The sequence below is a fragment of the Flavobacterium qiangtangense genome (assembly GCF_042658345.1).
Taxonomy (GTDB): Bacteria; Bacteroidota; Bacteroidia; order Flavobacteriales; family Flavobacteriaceae; genus Flavobacterium; species Flavobacterium qiangtangense.
On sequence record NZ_JBHSQB010000009.1, the window covers coordinates 65,800 to 86,081 of the forward strand.

Here is a 20,282-nt window from a genome sequence, read left to right on the forward strand (position 1 = left end):
AAATTTATTCAAAATGTCAAAACCAATTCGTGTTCGTTTTGCCCCAAGTCCGACTGGACCTTTGCATATTGGTGGCGTGAGAACTGCCCTTTTCAATTATTTATTTGCTAAAAAACACGGTGGCGTTTTCTATCTACGTGTGGAAGATACTGACCAAAATCGTTTTGTTCCTGGTGCAGAACAATATATCTTGGAAGCCTTGGAATGGCTTGGAATTGCTCCTGATGAAACTGTTGGGAAAAATGAAAAGTTTGGTCCTTACCGTCAGAGCGAAAGAAAAGATTTGTACAAAGAATATGCTGACCAATTGATTGATTCGGGTTGGGCTTATTATGCTTTTGATTCTGCAGAAGACTTGGATAAATTGCGTAAAACGGATGAAGAAAACGGAAAAACATTTATCTACAACCACAGCAATCGTGAGCAATTAGACAATTCATTAACGAATGATGCTCCAACAACTGCCAAACGAATTTTGGACGGAGAAGAATACGTAATTCGTTTTAAAACTCCGGTTGGCGAGCTATTGCAATTGAAAGATATGATTCGTGGCGATGTGAAATTTGACACTAATCTTTTAGACGATAAAGTTTTGTTCAAAAGCGACGGAATGCCGACGTATCATTTGGCCAATATTGTTGACGACCATTTGATGGAAACGTCACACGTGATTCGTGGAGAAGAATGGCTTCCTTCAATGCCGTTGCACGTTTTATTATACAGAGCATTCAATTGGGAAGCTCCAGAATTTGCGCATTTGCCATTGATTTTAAAACCTGTTGGAAACGGAAAATTATCAAAAAGAGACGGAGACAAACTTGGATTTCCAGTATTTCCTTTGGAATGGAAAGACCCAAAATCAGGCGAAACTTCTTCAGGATATAGAGAAAAAGGATTTTTGCCAGAGGCGGTTATCAACTTCTTGGCATTATTAGGTTGGAGTTCAGGAACCGACCAAGAATTGTTTACGCTTGACGAATTGGTAAATATTTTTGATTTAGGAAGAGTTCATAAAGCTGGAGCAAAATTTGACCCAGAGAAAAATAAATGGTTCAACCACCAATATTTCCAACGATCTGACAACGAAGTTTTGGCGCATCAGCTTTCGCATACATTATTAGAAAAAGGAATCAACAGACCTATTGAAACGGTTACAGAAATTGTTCGTTTGGTAAAAGAACGCGCGACATTTGCATCTGAGCTTTGGGATTTATCGAATTTCTTTTTTGTGGCGCCAACATCTTACGATGAAAAAGCGACGAAAAACTGGAAAGAAGATACATCTGAATTGATGAAAAGATTGATTGAAGTCTTAGAAAACACTTTAGATTTTTCTACAGAAAATGTGGAGAATACGGTCAAAGCTTGGATGACAGAAAATGAAATTGGGATGGGGAAAATTATGCAACCATTAAGATTGAGTTTGGTTGGTTCTTTGAAAGGTCCTCACCTATTTGACATTATCAGCATTATTGGAAAAGAAGAAACGATCGCCAGAATTAATAAAGCGATTGAGACTTTGAAATAATCAAGATTCTAGAAATAAATTACTAAGCCTTTCTTAATGAGAGGCTTTTTTTATATCTTAACCGAATTAACTTTTAAACACTGTATTATGGACAACATTCCTTTGTATGTAATTTTATTCTTCGCCTTATTTATCTTCTTATCGTCGTTTTTTACGGTAAAACAACAGACTTCTGCTATCGTAGAACGTTTTGGGAAATTTCAAAGCATCCGTCACTCAGGATTGCAATTGAAAATTCCGATTGTTGATAAAATCGCAGGAAAAATAAATTTGAAAATTCAACAGCTTGATGTAATCATTGAAACAAAAACGAAAGAAAACGTGTTTGTGAAAATGAAGGTTTCGGTTCAGTTTAAAGTTATCCAAGACAAAGTTTATGAAGCTTTTTACAAGTTAGAATATCCGCATGACCAAATCACCTCTTATGTTTTTGACGTGGTTCGTGCGGAAGTTCCAAAGTTGAAATTAGATGATGTTTTTGAAAGAAAAGACGATATTGCCATTGCTGTAAAACGTGAATTGAACGAAGCGATGACCACTTACGGATACGATATCATCAATACTTTGATCACAGATATTGATCCAGACATCCAAGTTAAAAATGCAATGAACAGAATCAACGCAGCCGACAGAGAAAAATCTGCTGCAGAATACGAAGCAGAAGCTGGACGAATCAGAATCGTGGCAAAAGCAAAAGCCGAAGCCGAAAGCAAAAGATTGCAAGGTCAAGGTATTGCAGACCAAAGACGTGAAATTGCAAGAGGTTTGGTTGAAAGTGTTGATATCTTAAATAAAGTGGGAATTAATTCTCAAGAAGCTTCGGCTTTAATTGTTGTAACACAACATTATGATACATTACAAGCAATTGGCGCTGACGCGAATTCTAACTTGATTCTTTTGCCAAATTCTCCACAAGCCGGAAGCGATATGCTAAACAATATGGTGGCATCATTCACAGCTTCAAATCAAGTGGGCGAATCTATGAAACGTTATCAAAAGAAAAAAGATTCTGGTCAGGAAGTAAAACGAAGCATGACCGACTTCAATCAATCAGAAGAATCTAAGTCGAGAGACAAAGAAAATCCAGAAAATACTGATTTGGTATAAGAACATAAAAAAAGAGGCCTTAAAAAGCCTCTTTTTTGTTTTTACATCCGAAAAATCTTCTTTGTCAGATATGCTATTCCCACATTTTTGAGCGGTCCAGATAACGCACCTAAAATATTCAGTGCTATTCCAGGAACCGTCCCCACAATGTTTTTAGCAGTAAAACTATCTTTGGTTTCCATGAAACTCAAATTCATTTTCTCGAAAGCTAAATCTTTTTCAACTTTAAGAATCTGTAATTCTCTATTAATCTCTTCATATGAAGAATATGTTTTTGTAATTTCCATAAACTATATTATTAATATTTCTTGAAAAGCATCTTAGAGAAAGTTCTCAAAATCGGACCTTCAACAATCTTATCCTGAACATAATAGACCAAAATTGCCATGACCAGATAAATTCCGCCAACAATTAAAAATCCATACGCAAAGTTATCAAGACCATATCCAATCGCCAACGCTAAAGCAATCGAAAAAAATAGTGTTACGATCACAAGCATCACACCCAGCAAAAATAATTTGAGCATTAATGTTGTAGATTTCATTGCAATCTTAAAACCATAAAGCTTATAATATGCAATATTTGCATCAATATATTCTTTGGCTCTGTCTTGCAATTCGTCGGTGTTTTCTTTTATTTTTTCAAATGCCATAAAGCGAGGGTTTTATTTTTTGTCAGAAGCAGCTTGCGCCTGAGCTTTCAAGTCAGTCAATTTTTTTTCTAAAGCCGCAATCACATCTTCCTTCGTATCTTGTGCGTTTGCCACTAAATCATCAAAACCTGTCTCCAAGTCAACTTTCGCTTTAGAAAATTTACTTTTAACTTGCTCTGACAACGAATTGAATTTATTAGTCAATTCATCTTTTTGGTTATCAAAACCATCTTTAATTTTTCTTCTAGTTTTATCACCTTTGTCTGGCGCGAATAAAACTCCAATTGCTGCACCGATTGCTGCTCCAGCCAATACTCCGATAATTGCATTTCCTTTAGACATAACTATTTGTTTTTTTGGTTAATAATTTAAAGTTACAATTAATTTTAACATTTGGGTGTTAATGACAGGTTAAAGTATTTTTTTGTGTTTTTATTATGAACCAAACTTTTAGAATTTTTTAAATCATATTCCTGCTGCATGAATTATCTTTTTCTGAAAACAGAAAAAGGATAATTTCAAGCATCAGGGTTAAACGCACCATCTTTCAGGCTTCCTTTTCGCTTTTACAAGTTTGCGAACAAAAAACGCAAATAAAGCGATTTAAGAAAACTTCAATAATTACAATATAAATTACCATTAAAAAATTCAGAAATTCCCTTAAAAACAAAATATGAAAGCCGATTTTGATTACCAAAAACTATAACTGTTTATAAAGCAATAGAAATTTACAATAATAGAAAAAGCTTCCAATAACGGAAGCTTTTCATATATAAAATCTATCAAATGTTTTTTAAAATCCAGCTTAGCGAACTTTGCGAAACCTTTGCAACTTTGCGTTAAAAATTTAAAGCTACAAACTCTTCAAAACTTCCAAAACCAATTCACTTTTCTCATTATTTTTCAAATCTGAAATCTGTCCAGAAAATTCTCCCAAACTAACTTCATCCTTTTTCAAATTCTGAATTACTTCAAATCTTACAAAAGGCGATTCGCTTTTCAACGACATTGAATATAATTTATGCAATGTTTCCGTTTCAATATCCGAAGTTTTCAAATTAGAATATTTCAAAAGGAAATTAGAAAACAACAACGAACTCTTATTATTATTTATGTTTTTCTTCAATGAATTTTGCAACAAGCTGAAATTAGAAACGGTTGCAAGCTCCGCTCCTATTGATTTCTCAACCGCATTTCGCTCTTCATCAGTCCCAACTTTGAAATATTTATTGATTTCTTTCAAAGAATTATTGATGCTGTTTTCTTCTTTTTTACCCTTTTCTTCCCAAGAATCTTTTAACGCAACCGTTCTGTTAATAACTAATTTATTTTCCGTAGAATCCTTATCCACAGTAAAATAACCCAATCGCTGAAACTGAAATTTATCTTCCACTTTAGCGTCTTTTAAACTCGGTTCTAAATATCCTGTAATCACCTGCAACGAATTCGGATTCACAAATTCCAAGAAATCTTTTCCTTTGTGCGTATCTGGAGATTCATCGTTGAAAAGTCGGTCATACAAACGAATTTCAGCTTCAATCGCGTGTGAAATCGAAACCCAGTGTAAGGTTCCAGACACTTTTCTTTGACTTGCTTCCGTTCCGCTTCCGCTTAAACTGTCGGTGTCATAGGTTACGTGAATTTCAGTAATAGTTCCTTCCCCATCTTTTACAACACTTTCTCCTTTAATGATATACGCATTTTTCAAACGCACTTCTTTGCCTAAAGTCAAACGGAAAAACTTGCCGGTTGCTTCTTCTAAAAAGTCTTCTCTTTCGATATAGATTTCTCTAGAAAAAGGAACTTTTCTGAAACCTGCATTGTCATCCTCTTGGTTATTTTCAGCATCAAGCCATTCCTCTTTTCCTTCAGGATAATTGGTAATCACCACTTTCACCGGATCTAAAACTGCCATAACTCTTGGCGCTGTTTTGTTCAAATCTTCACGAATGCAGAATTCCAAAACTGAAATATCAATCAAGTTATCGCGTTTCGCAATTCCGATAGTATTGGCAAAATTACGCAAAGAATTAGCCGTATAACCGCGCCTTCTCAATCCAGAAATCGTTGACATTCTTGGATCATCCCAACTTTCAACATGCTTTTCCTTAACCAATTGCTGTAATTTTCTCTTGCTGACAACCGTATGTGAAAGATTACGTCTTGCAAATTCTCTTTGCTTCGGACGAATCTTGTTGTCATCATAAATTTGGTCTAAAAACCAATCGTATAATTCTCTGTGAGGCAAAAATTCCAACGTACAGAATGAATGCGAAATTCCTTCCAAATAATCGCTTTCACCGTGAGCCCAGTCATACATCGGATAAATTTTCCAATCGCTCCCGGTTCTGTGGTGGTCTTTGTGCAAAATTCGGTACATAATTGGGTCACGCATCAACATATTTGTCGATTTCATGTCAATTTTTGCACGCAAAATATGTGTTCCTTCCGGGAATTCTCCGTTTTTCATTCTTTCGAATAAATCAAGATTTTCCTCAACTGAGCGATTTCTATAAGGTGAATCCGTTCCTAGCGTAGTCGGTGTTCCTTTTTGTTCGGCCATCGCTTCTGAAGATTGGCTGTCAACATAGGCTTTGCCTTTCTTGATAAATTCAACCGCCCAATCATACAATTGCTGGAAATAATCAGAAGCATAACATTCGCTTTCCCACTGATATCCAAGCCATTCCACGTCACGTTTTATTGCATCCACAAATTCCTGTTCTTCTTTCTCAGGATTTGTATCGTCAAAACGTAAATTTACAGGAGCTTGATAATCAATACCTAAACCAAAATTTAATGCAATCGCACTGGCGTGTCCAATGTGCAAATAACCGTTTGGTTCTGGTGGAAAACGAAAACGTAATTTCTGTTGAGACAAGCCATTTTTGATATCTTCTTCAATGATTTGCTCAATAAAATTCAGTGCTTTTTCTTCTGATGCCATACTTTTTCTTAATTTTAGCAAATATAAAAAAAAGGTTCAAGGTTTAAGGTTTAAAGTTAGCAACTATCAATAATCTTTAAGCACTGAACTTTAAAGTTTTACACAAAATGGGAATTATAAAATTAAAAAACATCAGAACTTTTTCTTACCACGGCTGTTTGGTTGAGGAAGGAAAAATTGGTTCTGATTATTCTGTTGACCTTGAAATCAAGACCGATATGCGCAAATCAATGGAAACCGACGAGCTCGAAGATACCGTGGATTATGTACATTTGAATAAAATTGTGGAAGAAGAAATGGCTATCCGTTCCAAATTATTAGAACACGTAGCTCATAGAATTGTGCAAAGAGTTTTCAAGGAAATTGCTTCGGTGTCGAGAATTATTGTTTCTGTTTCAAAAATAAATCCACCGATTGGTGGTGATGTTGAAGCAGTTACCATTCAAATTGAAGAATATAGAAGTTAGGAGTTGGATTTTGTGAAACTTTTTAAACTTTAAACTTTAAACTTTTAAACTTTTTAATTACATTTGCCGTCCATTCAACAAATGGCGTCGTGGCCGAGTGGCTAGGCTGGGCTCTGCAAAAGCTCCTACTCCGGTTCGAATCCGGACGATGCCTCTAAAACCTTCAAGGAAACTTGGAGGTTTTTTTATGTTAAATTTTTAGTAAAAATAATTAAAGATGGGTTCGAATCTCTCCCGAAGCGTCGGGAGATGCCTCAAAAACCTTCAAGGACACGAACGCAGTGAACTGGCGAAGCAAACTTGGAGTTTTTTTATGCCTGATTTTGACAACGAGACCACCCAAACTTGTCATTCCGACGGAGGAAGGATCTCACAATTTGAGCTACTAACAGAGATTCCTCCTCCGTCGGAATGACAAAAATCTTTATATTTCCTAATTACACCCAACGGGTTAAACTACTTAAAAAAATACCTAACAGGTTTTGAAAACCTGTTAGGTATCTTGGAGGTTTTTTTATGCTTGATTTTGACAACGAGACCACCTAAACTTGTCATTCCGACGAAGGAGGAATCTCCACAATCTGAGCAAACATCGATGATTCCTCGTTCCTCGGAATGACAAGATTAAACCTAATATTTTCGTGGAAGATATTAACTGGAAAAAAAAGGAATTCTTACATTTTTAGCTATTAACGAAGATTCCTCTTCCGTTGGAATAACAAGATTCAGATGATACTTTCGATGAGAAGTTGCAAAATATTTTTGGACTTCTTTTCTCGGAATGATGAGATTAAGCGTAATACTTTCGATAAAAATTTAAGACAAAAGTTGCTCCACAATCTTGTAAAAGTTTAAAAGAAGCGGAAAGTTTGAAGATAGCCCTGATGTTCGTAAATATCCTTTTATCACTGTCCAGAAGCTTCGGGAGTGATAAAAGATATGGCGAAACAGCAGGAATTTCATTTAAAAGATTCGGAAGTTTGGCTCAAAAAAAATCCCAACTTTTTGGCTAGGATTGTAGTTTATTTTTTATGTTCAATTTTATTAATAACGTCTTTTACAAATTTCTGATCGCTTGGAAATAGCGCTTGTGACATGATTAATAATCCAAAAATAACCAAAAGGATGCTTGTTATTTTCTTTATTTTAAGGATGTTTTTTGGTGTCATTTTGCTTTTTAGTCTTTTTGCAAGAAACATTTTTGCAAGGTCAACTAAAATGTAAGTTCCGATTACGGAGCCAAAAAATACTAAAAGTCGTGAGGTTTGAAGGTCTAATTGTGGGCCAAATGTGATGATGATTAAAAGCCAAAATCCGAGTACGCCGACGTTGATGAAATTGAGAAGAAATCCTTTGATGAAAAGGCTTCCATAGTTTTTTTTGATTAATTCTACTTCTGGGTCTTCGTTTTGTATTTTATTCGCTTTTTTAAGTTGCATGAACGAAATGACGCCATAAGTTGCCATTATTAATCCGCCAAAAATAAAAAGTGCGGGTTCGTCTTTGATACTGTTGATAAGTCTGTAACTGCTGAAATATGCGATGCAGATGAAGAGAATATCTGCGATTACAACTCCTAAATCAAACACCAATGCTGCGCGGATTCCTTTGACTGCAGCGGTTTCTAAGAGGATAAAAAAAACTGGCCCAATCATAAAGCATAAAAAAATACCGAGTGGAATGCCAGTTAAAATGTCTTGAATCATCAAAAAGGATTGTAAGTTTTCAAATTCTGTTTTAAATCTTGCAAATTAGCAATTTCAGCTAATTTACAAAGAAGTAATACAAAGATAATTCAAAATTTACAATCCTTTTTTAAATTCTCGTTAATGGATGGTGATATTTCCGCCGATAACGTTTTTCTTGTTTACTTGTTTTGGGCTACCGTAAACGTGGATATTTCCGCCAGCTCTGGTTTTTGCTTCGACTAAATCTGACGCATTTACTTCAGCTTCGCCTCCGGCATTTACCGTAATTTGAGTTTGTTTTGTTTTTAAATCTTTTGCCTTTATAATGCCGCCTGAATTACTCACTGAAACTAAATTTGTAGCAGTTCCGGTTAATTTCAAAATACCTCCAGAAGACGTTTTAGCATCTAATTTATCCACATCTAAGTTAATTTTAACCTCTGCTCCTTCTTTTGAGCTTACCTCAAAGGAGACAGCTTTAAAAGTGGCTTCACTAGAAACATAGGAACCTTCGCTGGCTGTAATTTCATGAATTTCATTTTTGAAATATAATTTTGCCGTGATATCATCGCCAGCTAAAAGTTTTCCAAGGCGCATTCTTACTTTTAATTCGCCATTGTTATTCACAATTTGAACGTCGTCTTTCTTTGCTCCTGTGATTTCAATTTTATTTTCAGTTCCTTGAATTAATTGCAAAGAAATTTTATCGAATACTTTTACTTCGTCAAAATCTCCTAAACTTACTGTTTTGTCTTGTGCAAAATTCAGTTGCGAAAGCATTAAAAATGCTACTAAAATTATCTTTTTCATGTTCATTGTGTTTTAATTACCGCAGATTTGCAGATTAAAAAAAATTTAAAATCTAAAAAATTTGCTCTAATTTTATTAATAATTTACCTCAATATTCTGAAGAAAAAATCTACGAATCTGCGGTAAACTTTTTATTCATTCTTACGCAAATAAGTAAAATCCAATTGTTTTTTTACCAAATCTGCGCTTTTTACTTTTACATAAACTTCATCGCCAAGTTGCAGAATATTCTTTGAAACTTCTCCAACCAAAGCATATTGCTTGTCATCAAAAGTGTAATAATCATCACGAATTTCACGGATTCTACACATTCCTTCACATTTATTAGAAACAATTTCCACGTAAATTCCCCATTCGGTTACACCAGAAATTACCCCTAAAAATTCTTCGTCTTTGTGGTCTTGCATGTATTTTACCTGCATGTATTTGATACTGTCGCGTTCTGCATTGGTGGCCAAAACCTCCATATTTGAAGAGTGCTGACACATTTCTTCGTAGGTTTCTTCATCGGCAGTTTTTCCTCCGTCAAGATAATGCTGAAGCAAACGATGTGCCATCACGTCTGGATAACGGCGAATTGGCGAAGTAAAGTGTGAATAATAATCAAAAGCCAAACCATAATGTCCGATGTTTTCTGTCGAATATTTGGCCTTGCTCATTGTTCTGATTGTCAATGTGTCAACCAAATTTTGCTCCTTTTTACCATTGACATCTAACAATAATTGGTTTAGCGATTGCGAAACGTCCTTCTTAGATTTCAGGTTTAAAGTATATCCGAATTTTGAAATAACAGTCTGTAAATTAAACAGTTTTGTTTCATCTGGCTCGTCGTGGATTCTATAAACAAAGGTCTTTTTAGGTTTTTGTTTTCCTATAAATTCAGCTACTTTTCTGTTAGCTAAAAGCATAAATTCTTCAATCAAATGATTCGCATCTTTTGAAACTTTGAAATAAACACCAACCGGTTCGGCTTGTTCGTTCAAATTAAATTTCACTTCCACTTTATCAAACGAAATCGCGCCGTCTTTCATTCTTCTATTACGAAGAATTTTAGCCAAATCATCTAATTTAAGCGTCGCATTTTGAATTTCAGCCGGAACTTGATATTCGCTTCCAGTTAATGAAATTTCTGCTGGAATAACGTCTCCTTTTGTTTCAATGATATGCTGTGCTTCTTCGTAAGAAAATCTTTGATCCGAATAAATCACGGTTCTCCCAAACCAAGAATTTACCAATTGCGCATTTTCAGTCAATTCAAAAACCGCTGAAAACGTATATTTTTCTTCGTGCGGACGTAGTGAACAAGCGAAATTTGATAAAACTTCTGGCAACATAGGAACTACTCTGTCAACCAAATAAACTGAAGTTGCTCTTTGATATGCTTCTTTATCTAAGATGGTTCCTTCTTCAAGATAATACGAAACATCGGCAATATGGACACCGATTTCGTAGTTTCCATTTTCTAATTTTTGGAAGGAAAGCGCATCGTCAAAATCTTTGGCATCTCTTGGGTCAATCGTAAAAGTCAACACATCACGCATATCGCGACGGTTTTTAATTTCACTTTCTTGAATCGAAGTATCAATTTTTTGTGCAAAAGTTTCCACTTCAATCGGGAATTCATACGGAAGACCATATTCTGCCAAAATCGCATGGATTTCAGTATTGTGTTCTCCAGGTTTTCCTAAAACTTTGATTACAGCTCCAAACGGACTGTCGGCTTTTTTCGGCCAATCTTCAATATGAACTAAAACCACATCTCCGTTTTCAGCATCTCCAATTTTATCCTTTGGAATAAAAATATCGGTGTACATCTTTGGATTTGCAGTGGAAACAAAGGCAAAATTCTTTTGGATATCAATAACTCCAACAAAATCGGTCTTGTTTCTTTCGACGATTTCCACCACTTCACCTTCCGGTTTTTTGCCTCTTCTTCGGTTATAAACATAGACTTTCACTTTGTCTTTGTCTAAAGCTTTGTTCAAGTTATTGGTTGGGATAAAAACGTCATCTTCAAAATCATCTGATACAAAATAAGCCGTTTTTCTGCTCGTCATATCGATGGTTCCTTCATAATAATCTTGGCTTGTGGCCACTACCAAGAATTTTCCTGGTTCAATTTCAACTATCTTCTTTTGTGAAGCCAAAAGCTTTAAATCTCTGATAATTTCATTTCTGCTTTTTGTATCGTCAAGTTCTAGCTTTGCTCCTATTTGCTTATAATTGAATGCTTTATTGGCATCTTGTGATAAAATTTTTAAAATCTGTGCTGTAAAATCTTTTACTTTTTTTACAGGCTTGCGAGGTTTCTTACTCATAATTCTTTTCTAATAATGCTGAAAATTACGAATAACATTTCAGATTCTTTTCAAATGTTAAAATTTTTAATCTAAATATAACTTTTTGGAACTATTCTTGAGAATCTGATTTCTTGCGTATCTTTATGAAAATCAAATCATCAATGGAAAAATTCGTTACCATCGCCATCTTCAACTATCCACACGAAATCACAATTTTAAAACATCGGCTGGAACAAGAGGAAATCCAATTCTTTTTTGAGAACGAGACCATGATGAACATCGTTCCCATGTATTCGCAGGCTTTGGGAGGAATCAAATTGAAAGTCCATCCGGAAGATGAAGCTTTGGCAAAGGAAATCGTGACTGAATTCAATGGAAACGAAAATCTGAAAATCGTTTGAAGTTTTCAAAGTTGTCAACATTTATTAAAAACAACAAAAAGAAAAAGAAATTTAAATTTAATTTTTAATGGTTATTATAGCTTGTTAATAGTCGATATAACTTTAAATTTTTTTGTGAGGAATTGTAGTTAGGGATTGTTATACCGAGTTATCAACATAGTTTAAAAGAATTAAGTATCTCATTTTAAGGTAATTTTAAGACATTGTTAACAACGGTTGATAATTGTTTTTGTTTTTGAATTGTAGATAAGTTCACTTGTTAATTACTGTTAACAAAATTGGTTTAGATGCTCATAACTTTTCCAAAAATTCATCAAACTAAACTTGCTTTTTAAATCTAGGTTTTGGATTACTGTTTTTAATCGAACAAACAAGAAATACTTCTAAAATTCTATCCGAACTTATCAACAATCAATGTTAATTTACAATTAACTCAAAGTCAATGGATTGTAAATTGCTGTTAACAATGCAAAGTTTTAACAATTTCATTACAATTTAGGTACTAATAACCAGCATTTTACAAATTGGTAAAAATCTAAATATTTGATAATCAAAAGGTATAACTTCTCTCCTATTTATTTTGGTAAATGATAAAGGTTACGGTAAATTTGCACAACACAACTTAATAACTACAACTTATGAAAATTTCCATCGGAAATGACCACGCAGGACCAGAATATAAAAAAGCAATCGTTGAAATGCTAAAAGCAAAGGGCCACGAAGTTACCAATTATGGAACAGATTCAGCCGATAGCGTTGATTATCCAGATTTTGGGCATCCTGTAGCGACTGATGTTGAAACTGGAAAAGCACAACTTGGAATCGTAATCTGCGGAAGCGGTAACGGAATCAATATGACTGTTAACAAACACCAGGGAATTCGCGCCGCATTGTGCTGGACAAAAGAAATCGCGGCGTTGGCGAGACAACATAATGACGCCAATATCATTAGTATTCCAGCAAGATATACTTCTATAAATCAAGCCGTTGAAATGGTTGAAACTTTTTTGAATACTGATTTTGAAGGAGGAAGACACCAAAATAGAGTGGATAAGATTGCTTGTCAATAAGTAATTTTTTAAATTTTTTTAACCGCAGATTCGCAGATTTTTTGATTTGTAGTTTGCGGTTTTTTTATTCCACAGAGTTTCACAAATACTCACAGAGATTCACGAAAGCTTTGTGAAACTTTGCGAAAAAACTTCGCGGATCTTTGCGTTAAAACCCACAATCAAAACCGCCTGCAAAACCACAATCAGAAAAAACTTCAAAAGATAACTTCCTTTAGAAATCTTATGTCGAAAAAGCAACATTCCAAGCGAAGAACCAACAGTTCCACCAATTGCAACCCAAAACAACAGTGTTTTCTCAGAAATTCTTCTTTTATTTTTCACCGCAAGCCGTTTATCATAACCGATGGTTGTGAAAGCGATGACATTTACCAATAAAAAAAGCAATAATAAAATATCCATTTGGCGAAGATTTGATTGCAAAGATATTATTTTAGCAGAAATATTTTAGAAAAAATGACCAACCTCGAATACATCTCAAAACAAGTCACAACGCCAACAAAAAACATTGAAAACACACTGCAGCTTTTAAACGAAGACTGCACGATTCCGTTTATTTCGCGCTATCGAAAAGACAAAACCGGCAATTTAGATGAGGTTGTCATTGAACAAATCGCCAAACTTGACAAGGAATTTGAAGCCATCACAAAACGAAAAGAAGCGATTTTAAAATCCATTCAAGAGCAAAATGCACTGACGCCAGAATTAGAAAAGAAAATCCAGCAAAGCTATGATTTGAATGAATTGGAAGATTTTTACCTTCCGTATAAAAAGAAGAAAAAAACAAGGGCAGATGTTGCGCGTGAAAACGGATTGGAACCTTTGGCCAAAATAATTATGGCGCAAAATAACGACGATGTTGACTTCGTAGCTTCAAAATATCTGAATAAAAATGTGGCCAATGAAGAGGAAGCTTTGCAAGGAGCGAGAGACATTATCGCCGAATGGATTAATGAAAATATCTATATTCGAAAAAATTTACGTAGAACTTTCCAAAGAAAAGCTTCGATTACAACAAAAGTTGTAAAAGCAAAAAAAGACGACGAAAAAGCCAAGAAATTCGAGCAATATTTTGAATGGGAAGAAAATCTGCAACGCGCGCCTTCGCACAGATTATTAGCAATGCTTCGTGCGGAAAATGAAGGTTTTATCAAATTTAAAATAGAAATTGATACCGATGAAGCCATCGAAATGATGGAAGAATCGATTATAAAAAATAAAAAAGACACAGCTGTCCATTTGAAAAAAGCCATTGAAGACAGTTATAAAAGACTGCTGGCTCCGGCGATTTCAAACGAAACTTTGCAGGAAGCAAAAGCAAAAGCCGATGCGACGGCAATTCAAGTTTTCGCAGGAAATTTGGGTCAGTTATTATTGGCGCCACCTTTGGGCGAAAAACGAATTTTGGCAATCGATCCAGGTTTCAGAAGCGGTTGTAAAATCGTTTGTTTAGACGAAAACGGAAATCTGCTTTACAACGAAACGATTTTCCCGCACGCGCCACAAAATGAAACCACAATTGCGATGAAAAAAATCCGTTCGATGGTGAATGCTTATAAAATTGACGCAATTTCCATCGGAAACGGAACAGCTTCTCGCGAAACAGAATTTTTTATCAAAAAAATTGCGTTTGATAAACCGTTGCAGGTTTTTGTGGTTAGTGAAGCCGGCGCGTCGATTTATTCTGCGTCTAAGATTGCCAGAGATGAATTTCCAACGTATGATGTGACGGTTCGTGGCGCGGTTTCCATCGGAAGAAGATTGTCTGATCCGTTGGCAGAATTGGTAAAAATTGATGCAAAATCAATCGGAGTCGGGCAATACCAGCACGATGTGGATCAAACTAAACTAAAAGAAGAACTAGATTCAGTCGTGGTTCGTTGCGTGAATTCGGTTGGAATTAATATCAACACGGCTAGTAAATCTTTGCTGAGCTATGTTTCCGGAATCGGGGAGAAGATGGCTGAAAATATTGTGGCGTATCGTGCTGAAAACGGTGCTTTTGAAGAACGAAAAGAATTGAAAAAAGTCCCAAGATTAGGAGAAAAAGCCTATCAACAAGCCGCCGCTTTTATTAGAATCGCGAATGGAAAAAATCCGCTAGATAATTCTGCAGTTCATCCTGAAGCTTATAAGATTGTAGAAAAAATGGCCAAAGATTTGAAAGTTTCTGTCAATGATTTGATTGCCAATAAAGAAAAAATAGCGCAGATCCCAGTGGAAAAGTATGTAACAGAAGATATCGGATTACTTGGTTTAAAAGACATCGTAAAAGAATTAGAAAAGCCAGGATTAGATCCCAGAAAAGCGGCTAAAGTTTTTGAATTTGACCCAAATGTGAAAACAATTGGCCACTTAAAAACCGGAATGGTCTTGCCAGGAATTGTGAATAACATCACCAATTTTGGCTGTTTTGTTGATATCGGAATCAAAGAAAGCGGATTGGTTCACATTTCACAGTTAAAAGAAGGTTTTGTTTCTGACGTGAATGAGGTAGTGAAAATGCACCAGCAAGTTCAAGTGAAAGTTGTTGAGGTGGATGAAAGTAGAAAGAGAGTTCAGTTGACGATGATATTGTAAAATAAAACCCTCGAGAATTTCCCGAGGGCTATTAAATTTTTATCGAAACATCGGTTTATATTTCTCCCAATTATCTTGAATCATCCAGATATTTATTATCAAAAACACGCCAGCAATCGCCAAACCAGATGGCATGAAAACAGCATTATGTAAAATAATTCCAATTGTTATCGGCAAAATAACAATTGCTCCTAAAGCTCTTGTCTTTGGAAAAATAAATAATAATCCACCTAAAATTTCAATAAGCCCAATTAAAGGGATTAACCATGTTATTGTTACCATCGCCTCTCCAGCTTTTACTACTTCTGGACTCATTTCAGGCATTGGCATATAATGCAAGAATTTGTCAACACCAGCGTTTAGGAACATAAGTCCAAACAAGGTGCTGAGAATAGTTTTTAGAATTTTCATAAGTTTATAATTTTAAGTTATTTGATGCTACGAAATTAGAAATTTATACAATTAAATTTCGATAAATAAAATAAAACTATAAAATTCAGAAATAATTTTGTTCGGAAAATATAAAAAATAAAAGCCTCAAAGATTTTAAAATCCTTGAGGCTTTCAATAAAAGCTTTTGAGTGGAAAAGCTTTATTAGATCTTTTCTTCTTCTTTTTTTGCTGCTGCTGGCTGATTCTCGTCTTTAGCTGCATTTTTGAATTCCTTAATACCAGAACCCAATCCTTTCATTAATTCTGGAATTTTTTTACCTCCAAAAAGTAATAAGATGATCGCAACGATTACAAGTATTTCTGTTAAGCCTAATTTTCCCATGATGTTTAAAATTATTGCTTGCGCAATGTTTAGAAATATTTTACAAAGATAAAAAAGAAAAACGTACCACTTAATAATAATAAGTTAAAAACGTTATGTCTTATAAAACCAATTTACGACAAAAAAATGAAATTGGTTTTAATTTGAAAATTTATCCTAAATAATTCCATTGTAAAACTGCATAAAAGCAAGCAAAAAACTGTCAAATTATTATATTTGTAAAATACACGAATTCCAATGTCAGCAAAGAGACAAAAACGAGAAATTTTAAAGAAAAAGCTACTGACAAAAAACCGTTTGGTTATTTTGAATGAGGAAACTTTTGAAGAAATTTTTTCGCTGAAATTGAACTTGATGAACGTGTTTGTGGTGTTGACCGGAGGCGCCATTTTCTTGATCGCAATTACCACATATATCATTGCTTTCACGCCATTGCGAGAATATATTCCGGGTTATGCTTCTTCAAAATTGAAACGAGAAGCGACAGAATTGGCCTTAAAATCAGACTCTTTAGAAAAAGCTATCAAAGTAAATAATGCATATATCGAATCCATAAAAAAAGTTTTGGCGGGCGACGTTGAGGTAGCAAAATTGAACAAAGATTCGATAAAAGCGGCTGAACTTTTAGATGAAGACGAAGTGAATTTGAAGCCAACTTCTGCCGATTTAAAACTCAGGGAACAAGTGGCTCAAGAAGACAAATATAATTTATTCGATAAGGCTGAAGCCAAAGTAAATCTGGTGCTTTTTCCGCCAGTCACCGGACATATTACTGATAAATACGATCCAAAGACCAAGCATTTTGCCGTGGATATTGCCGTTCCAAAAAACACTCCGATAAAGTCAGTGGCCAACGGAACCGTGATTTTTGCTGATTGGACGCCCACAAACGGTTATGTAATCATCATTCGCCACGGCGAGGGAATTCTGTCTGTTTACAAACACGCCAATTCGCTCACAAAATCACAAGGTGACGTAGTTCGAACAGGCGAAGTCGTTGCCACAGCAGGAACAACCGGAAAAGAATCGACCGGAGTTCACCTTCATTTTGAATTATGGAAAGACGGTTTTGCCATCGATCCCACAACTTTTATAGATTTTGAATAATATGGAATGGACTGAAAACATAAACCAATTACCGCTTTTGACGGGTTCGATTTTTATAATCGCTGGATTTATTATGTATCGATTTCCGCCAAAAAAAATAAATATGTTTTATGGATATCGAACTATGAATTCGATGAAAACGCAGGAAAGATGGGACTTTTCGCAGAAATATTCTGCAAAAGAATTGATGAAATTTGGCGGTATTATTTTGCCATTTTGTTTTTTAGGTCTTTTTGATTTCCCTGAAAATTATATCAATATTATTGTAATATTCGCCGTTTTTATTCCAATTTTAACCACAGAAATAGCATTGCGAAAAAAATTCGCAAATCCTAAATAAATATCAATTTGAGCTAAAATCTCAAATCAAAAATCATAAATAAAGAATGTCAATAAAAGCTTTTTTAGCCAAGCAGTTCGCCAAAAAAATCTATGATAAAACCCAGAAATGGGCCAAAAATCCGATTGAAACTCAAGAAAAAGTGTTCAAGAGTTTGATTCAAGATGCGCAGGAAACACAGTTTGGGAAAGACCATAATTTTAGCCAAATAAAATCATTTTCTGATTTTGCAAAACACGTTCCGGTTCGTGATTATGAAGGTTTGAAATCATATGTCGATAAAGTCGTGAAAGGCGAAGAAAATGTGCTTTGGAAAGGAAAACCGCTGTATTTTGCGAAAACTTCCGGAACCACTTCTGGTGCAAAATACATTCCGTTGACCAAGGAATCAATGCCTTTTCACGTCGAAGCCGCGCGAAATGCGATTCTTCATTACATCCACGAAACTGGCAAAGCCGATTTTGTTTCGGGCAAAATGATTTTCTTGCAAGGAAGTCCGATTATGGAGGAAAAAAACGGAATCCAGTTTGGAAGATTGTCCGGAATCGTGGCACATTTTGTTCCAAAATATTTACAGAAAAACAGAATGCCGAGTTGGGAAACCAATTGCATTGAAGATTGGGAAACCAAAGTTGATGCGATTGTGGAAGAAACTTTCGACAAAAACATGACCGTCATTTCGGGAATTCCGTCGTGGGTTCAGATGTATTTTGAAAAGCTGAAACAAAAAGGAGGGAAGCCTGTCGGCGAAATTTTCAAAAACTTCAATTTGTTCATTTACGGAGGCGTGAATTTTGAACCGTACCGTGCCAAATTTGAGAATTTAATCGGAAGAAAAGTAGATTCGATTGAACTTTTTCCGGCTTCCGAAGGATTTTTTGCCTACCAAGATTCGCAGTCAGCAAAAGGAATGTTATTGCTCTTGAACGCCGGAATTTTCTATGAATTCATCAAAGCCGATGAATTTTTTACGGAAAATCCAAGAAGATATACGATCGGTGAAGTACAATTAAATGTCAATTATGTCTTGATAATTTCAACCAATGCCGGACTTTGGGGTTACAATATTGGCGACACCGTGCAATTTACGTCGTTGAAGCCATATCGTGTCATTGTTTCTGGGCGAATCAAACATTACATTTCTGCTTTTGGCGAGCACGTTATTGGCAAAGAAGTGGAAGAAGCCTTAAAAGAAGCGATGGAAAATTCAAACGTGCGCGTGAATGAGTTTACCGTTGCCCCGCAAATTGCTCCAAATGAAGGTCTGCCGTTTCACGAATGGTTTATCGAATTTGATTCTGAAGCTTCGGGAGAACCCGAAAACCTGGACGAATTTGCCTTGAAAATTGACAACGCGATGCGAAAACAAAACATTTATTATGACGATTTAATCGTAGGAAATGTGTTGCGAAAGCTTGTAATTACTAAAGTTTCTAAAAACGGATTCCAAGATTATATGAAATCCATCGGAAAATTAGGCGGACAAAATAAAATTCCAAGGTTGAGCAATGATAGAAATATTGCGGATAAATTAGTTTAGGAGAAAAGAAAAAAGATGAAAGAGAAAAGATTAATCGCATTGCTTTATTTTATTGGATTTATCGGTTTTGCCCAAACCAAAGGCGTTGTCAAGGACAGTCTTTCCGGAAATGCAATTCCTTACGTGAGCGTATGGGTGGAAAATGAAAACATCGGGACGACTTCTGAAGAAAATGGCGAATTTGTCATTAATTTTTCGGATAAAAGTAAAAATCTGGTTTTTTCTGCTTTGGGATTTGAAAGGAAAGTGGTGAAAGCTTCAGAATCGCTGATTGTGAATTTGTCTCCGTCGGCGGTGGAAATTGGCGAGATTTTGATTTCAAATAATAGGAAGGAAAAAACACAAATCGAAATTGGGAAAACCAAAAACAGAGTTGCTGAAGCTTTTGACAACGGACCAAAAATGGACGCCAAGTTTTTCCCTTTTTTGCCCGAATACAAAAAAACAAGCTGGATTAAAAAAGCCACAATTACTGTTGACAGCAAAATTGAAGGCGCGACGATCAGAATTCAATTGTATAAAGTTGACGAGCGCGGTTATCCTGGCGATGAATTATTGGACAAAAATTATATCGTGACCTTAAAAAAAGGCATCAACAAACAAGAAGTTGATTTGACGGAATTTAACTTAGAAATGCCTGAAACCGGAGTTTTTGTCGTCTTCGAAAGACTTTTGATCGAAAAAAATAAAATCACAAAAACCATCACCGATTACAATTCAAATACCACAAAAACCAAAATCAGTTTTGCGCCGTTGGTACTTTATAATGCGGTTGAAAAAGATCATTTGTTTAGTTTTTCTGGCGGAAGATGGATCAAGCAGAGTAAAGAAGAACTGAATCCGTATGGAAAGACGACGACGATTTATGAACCGTCGATCAACTTGATTTTGACGAATTAATGATTACATAAAACTAAGACAAAGTCACTGTTAAAGTTAATTAAAAATAAAAATCTTACTTTTGCGGGTT

General features: G+C 35.2%; 20 protein-coding genes and 1 tRNA gene. 11 read left to right on the plus strand and 10 right to left on the minus strand.

Annotated elements, in window-relative coordinates:
- Positions 1 to 13 precede the first annotated feature (13 nt).
- On the plus strand, positions 14 to 1,528 hold the full coding sequence (gene gltX, locus ACFPVY_RS12065) for a glutamate--tRNA ligase (RefSeq protein ID WP_379792337.1): 1,515 nt from the start codon (positions 14 to 16) through the stop codon (positions 1,526 to 1,528).
- A gap of 87 nt (positions 1,529 to 1,615) precedes the next feature.
- Positions 1,616 to 2,635 carry an SPFH domain-containing protein gene (locus ACFPVY_RS12070; RefSeq protein WP_379792339.1) on the plus strand — a complete coding sequence of 340 codons (1,020 nt, stop codon included), beginning with the start codon at positions 1,616 to 1,618 and terminating at the stop codon, positions 2,633 to 2,635.
- 41 nt (positions 2,636 to 2,676) lie between these two features.
- Here ACFPVY_RS12070 and ACFPVY_RS12075 read toward each other — a convergent pair whose 3' ends face one another.
- The 4 genes from ACFPVY_RS12075 to ACFPVY_RS12090 all read right to left on the minus strand — a co-directional run bounded on the left by ACFPVY_RS12075 (position 2,677) and on the right by ACFPVY_RS12090 (position 6,234).
- Positions 2,677 to 2,922, minus strand: a complete 246-nt coding sequence (locus tag ACFPVY_RS12075; protein WP_379792340.1) for a DUF6327 family protein — start codon at positions 2,920 to 2,922, stop codon at positions 2,677 to 2,679.
- 11 nt (positions 2,923 to 2,933) lie between these two features.
- The gene (locus ACFPVY_RS12080; RefSeq protein WP_379792341.1) at positions 2,934 to 3,287 is read right to left on the minus strand and encodes a competence protein; all 354 of its coding nucleotides are present in this window, start codon (positions 3,285 to 3,287) and stop codon (positions 2,934 to 2,936) included.
- Between the two features lie 12 nt (positions 3,288 to 3,299).
- The gene (locus ACFPVY_RS12085) at positions 3,300 to 3,629 is read right to left on the minus strand and encodes a YtxH domain-containing protein (protein ID WP_379792342.1); all 330 of its coding nucleotides are present in this window, start codon (positions 3,627 to 3,629) and stop codon (positions 3,300 to 3,302) included.
- Positions 3,630 to 4,140: 511 nt separating this feature from the next.
- On the minus strand, positions 4,141 to 6,234 hold the full coding sequence (locus ACFPVY_RS12090; protein ID WP_379792344.1) for a glutamine--tRNA ligase/YqeY domain fusion protein: 2,094 nt from the start codon (positions 6,232 to 6,234) through the stop codon (positions 4,141 to 4,143).
- Between the two features lie 107 nt (positions 6,235 to 6,341).
- Between ACFPVY_RS12090 and folB the strand changes: the two genes are divergently transcribed.
- Together folB and ACFPVY_RS12100 are read left to right on the plus strand one after the other, a co-directional pair.
- On the plus strand, positions 6,342 to 6,701 hold the full coding sequence (gene folB / locus ACFPVY_RS12095) for a dihydroneopterin aldolase (protein ID WP_379792346.1): 360 nt from the start codon (positions 6,342 to 6,344) through the stop codon (positions 6,699 to 6,701).
- A gap of 83 nt (positions 6,702 to 6,784) precedes the next feature.
- Positions 6,785 to 6,855 (plus strand) — tRNA-Cys (locus ACFPVY_RS12100).
- 868 nt (positions 6,856 to 7,723) lie between these two features.
- Here the strand turns inward: ACFPVY_RS12100 and ACFPVY_RS12105 are convergent.
- The 3 genes from ACFPVY_RS12105 to rnr form a co-directional block, all read right to left on the minus strand.
- Positions 7,724 to 8,407, minus strand: coding sequence for a LysE family translocator (locus ACFPVY_RS12105; protein ID WP_379792347.1), 684 nt, complete (start codon positions 8,405 to 8,407; stop codon positions 7,724 to 7,726).
- Between the two features lie 120 nt (positions 8,408 to 8,527).
- Positions 8,528 to 9,199, minus strand: a complete 672-nt coding sequence (locus tag ACFPVY_RS12110) for a head GIN domain-containing protein (RefSeq protein WP_379792348.1) — start codon at positions 9,197 to 9,199, stop codon at positions 8,528 to 8,530.
- A gap of 131 nt (positions 9,200 to 9,330) precedes the next feature.
- The gene (gene rnr / locus ACFPVY_RS12115) at positions 9,331 to 11,517 is read right to left on the minus strand and encodes a ribonuclease R (protein ID WP_379792349.1); all 2,187 of its coding nucleotides are present in this window, start codon (positions 11,515 to 11,517) and stop codon (positions 9,331 to 9,333) included.
- A 143-nt stretch (positions 11,518 to 11,660) separates the two neighbouring features.
- Between rnr and ACFPVY_RS12120 the strand changes: the two genes are divergently transcribed.
- Positions 11,661 to 11,900 carry a putative signal transducing protein gene (locus ACFPVY_RS12120; protein ID WP_379792350.1) on the plus strand — a complete coding sequence of 80 codons (240 nt, stop codon included), beginning with the start codon at positions 11,661 to 11,663 and terminating at the stop codon, positions 11,898 to 11,900.
- A 638-nt stretch (positions 11,901 to 12,538) separates the two neighbouring features.
- On the plus strand, positions 12,539 to 12,970 hold the full coding sequence (gene rpiB / locus ACFPVY_RS12125) for a ribose 5-phosphate isomerase B (protein ID WP_379792351.1): 432 nt from the start codon (positions 12,539 to 12,541) through the stop codon (positions 12,968 to 12,970).
- 99 nt (positions 12,971 to 13,069) lie between these two features.
- Here rpiB and ACFPVY_RS12130 read toward each other — a convergent pair whose 3' ends face one another.
- Positions 13,070 to 13,372 (minus strand): DUF1294 domain-containing protein, encoded by a 303-nt coding sequence (locus ACFPVY_RS12130; protein WP_379792352.1) that lies wholly within the window; start codon positions 13,370 to 13,372, stop codon positions 13,070 to 13,072.
- A 54-nt stretch (positions 13,373 to 13,426) separates the two neighbouring features.
- Between ACFPVY_RS12130 and ACFPVY_RS12135 the strand changes: the two genes are divergently transcribed.
- Positions 13,427 to 15,550, plus strand: coding sequence for a Tex family protein (locus ACFPVY_RS12135; protein ID WP_379792353.1), 2,124 nt, complete (start codon positions 13,427 to 13,429; stop codon positions 15,548 to 15,550).
- A 39-nt stretch (positions 15,551 to 15,589) separates the two neighbouring features.
- Here the strand turns inward: ACFPVY_RS12135 and ACFPVY_RS12140 are convergent, their stop codons facing one another.
- Both ACFPVY_RS12140 and ACFPVY_RS12145 read right to left on the minus strand, forming a co-directional pair.
- Entirely contained in the window at positions 15,590 to 15,961 is a 372-nt protein-coding gene (locus tag ACFPVY_RS12140) for a DoxX family protein (protein ID WP_379792354.1), read from the minus strand.
- A 184-nt stretch (positions 15,962 to 16,145) separates the two neighbouring features.
- Positions 16,146 to 16,325: a Sec-independent protein translocase subunit TatA/TatB gene (locus ACFPVY_RS12145; protein ID WP_379792355.1), complete on the minus strand. Its 180-nt coding sequence runs from the start codon at positions 16,323 to 16,325 to the stop codon at positions 16,146 to 16,148.
- 237 nt (positions 16,326 to 16,562) lie between these two features.
- On the opposite strand from ACFPVY_RS12145, the gene ACFPVY_RS12150 reads away from it, so the two are divergent.
- The 4 genes from ACFPVY_RS12150 to ACFPVY_RS12165 are packed head-to-tail and all read left to right on the plus strand — an operon-like array spanning position 16,563 to position 20,212.
- Positions 16,563 to 17,432: a M23 family metallopeptidase gene (locus ACFPVY_RS12150; RefSeq protein WP_379792356.1), complete on the plus strand. Its 870-nt coding sequence runs from the start codon at positions 16,563 to 16,565 to the stop codon at positions 17,430 to 17,432.
- A 1-nt stretch (position 17,433) separates the two neighbouring features.
- Positions 17,434 to 17,772 carry an SdpI family protein gene (locus ACFPVY_RS12155; protein ID WP_379792357.1) on the plus strand — a complete coding sequence of 113 codons (339 nt, stop codon included), beginning with the start codon at positions 17,434 to 17,436 and terminating at the stop codon, positions 17,770 to 17,772.
- Between the two features lie 46 nt (positions 17,773 to 17,818).
- Entirely contained in the window at positions 17,819 to 19,312 is a 1,494-nt protein-coding gene (locus ACFPVY_RS12160; protein ID WP_379792358.1) for a GH3 auxin-responsive promoter family protein, read from the plus strand.
- 15 nt (positions 19,313 to 19,327) lie between these two features.
- A complete protein-coding gene (locus ACFPVY_RS12165) occupies positions 19,328 to 20,212 on the plus strand; it encodes a carboxypeptidase-like regulatory domain-containing protein (protein ID WP_379792359.1) in 885 nt (294 codons plus the stop codon).
- Positions 20,213 to 20,282: the final 70 nt, after the last annotated feature.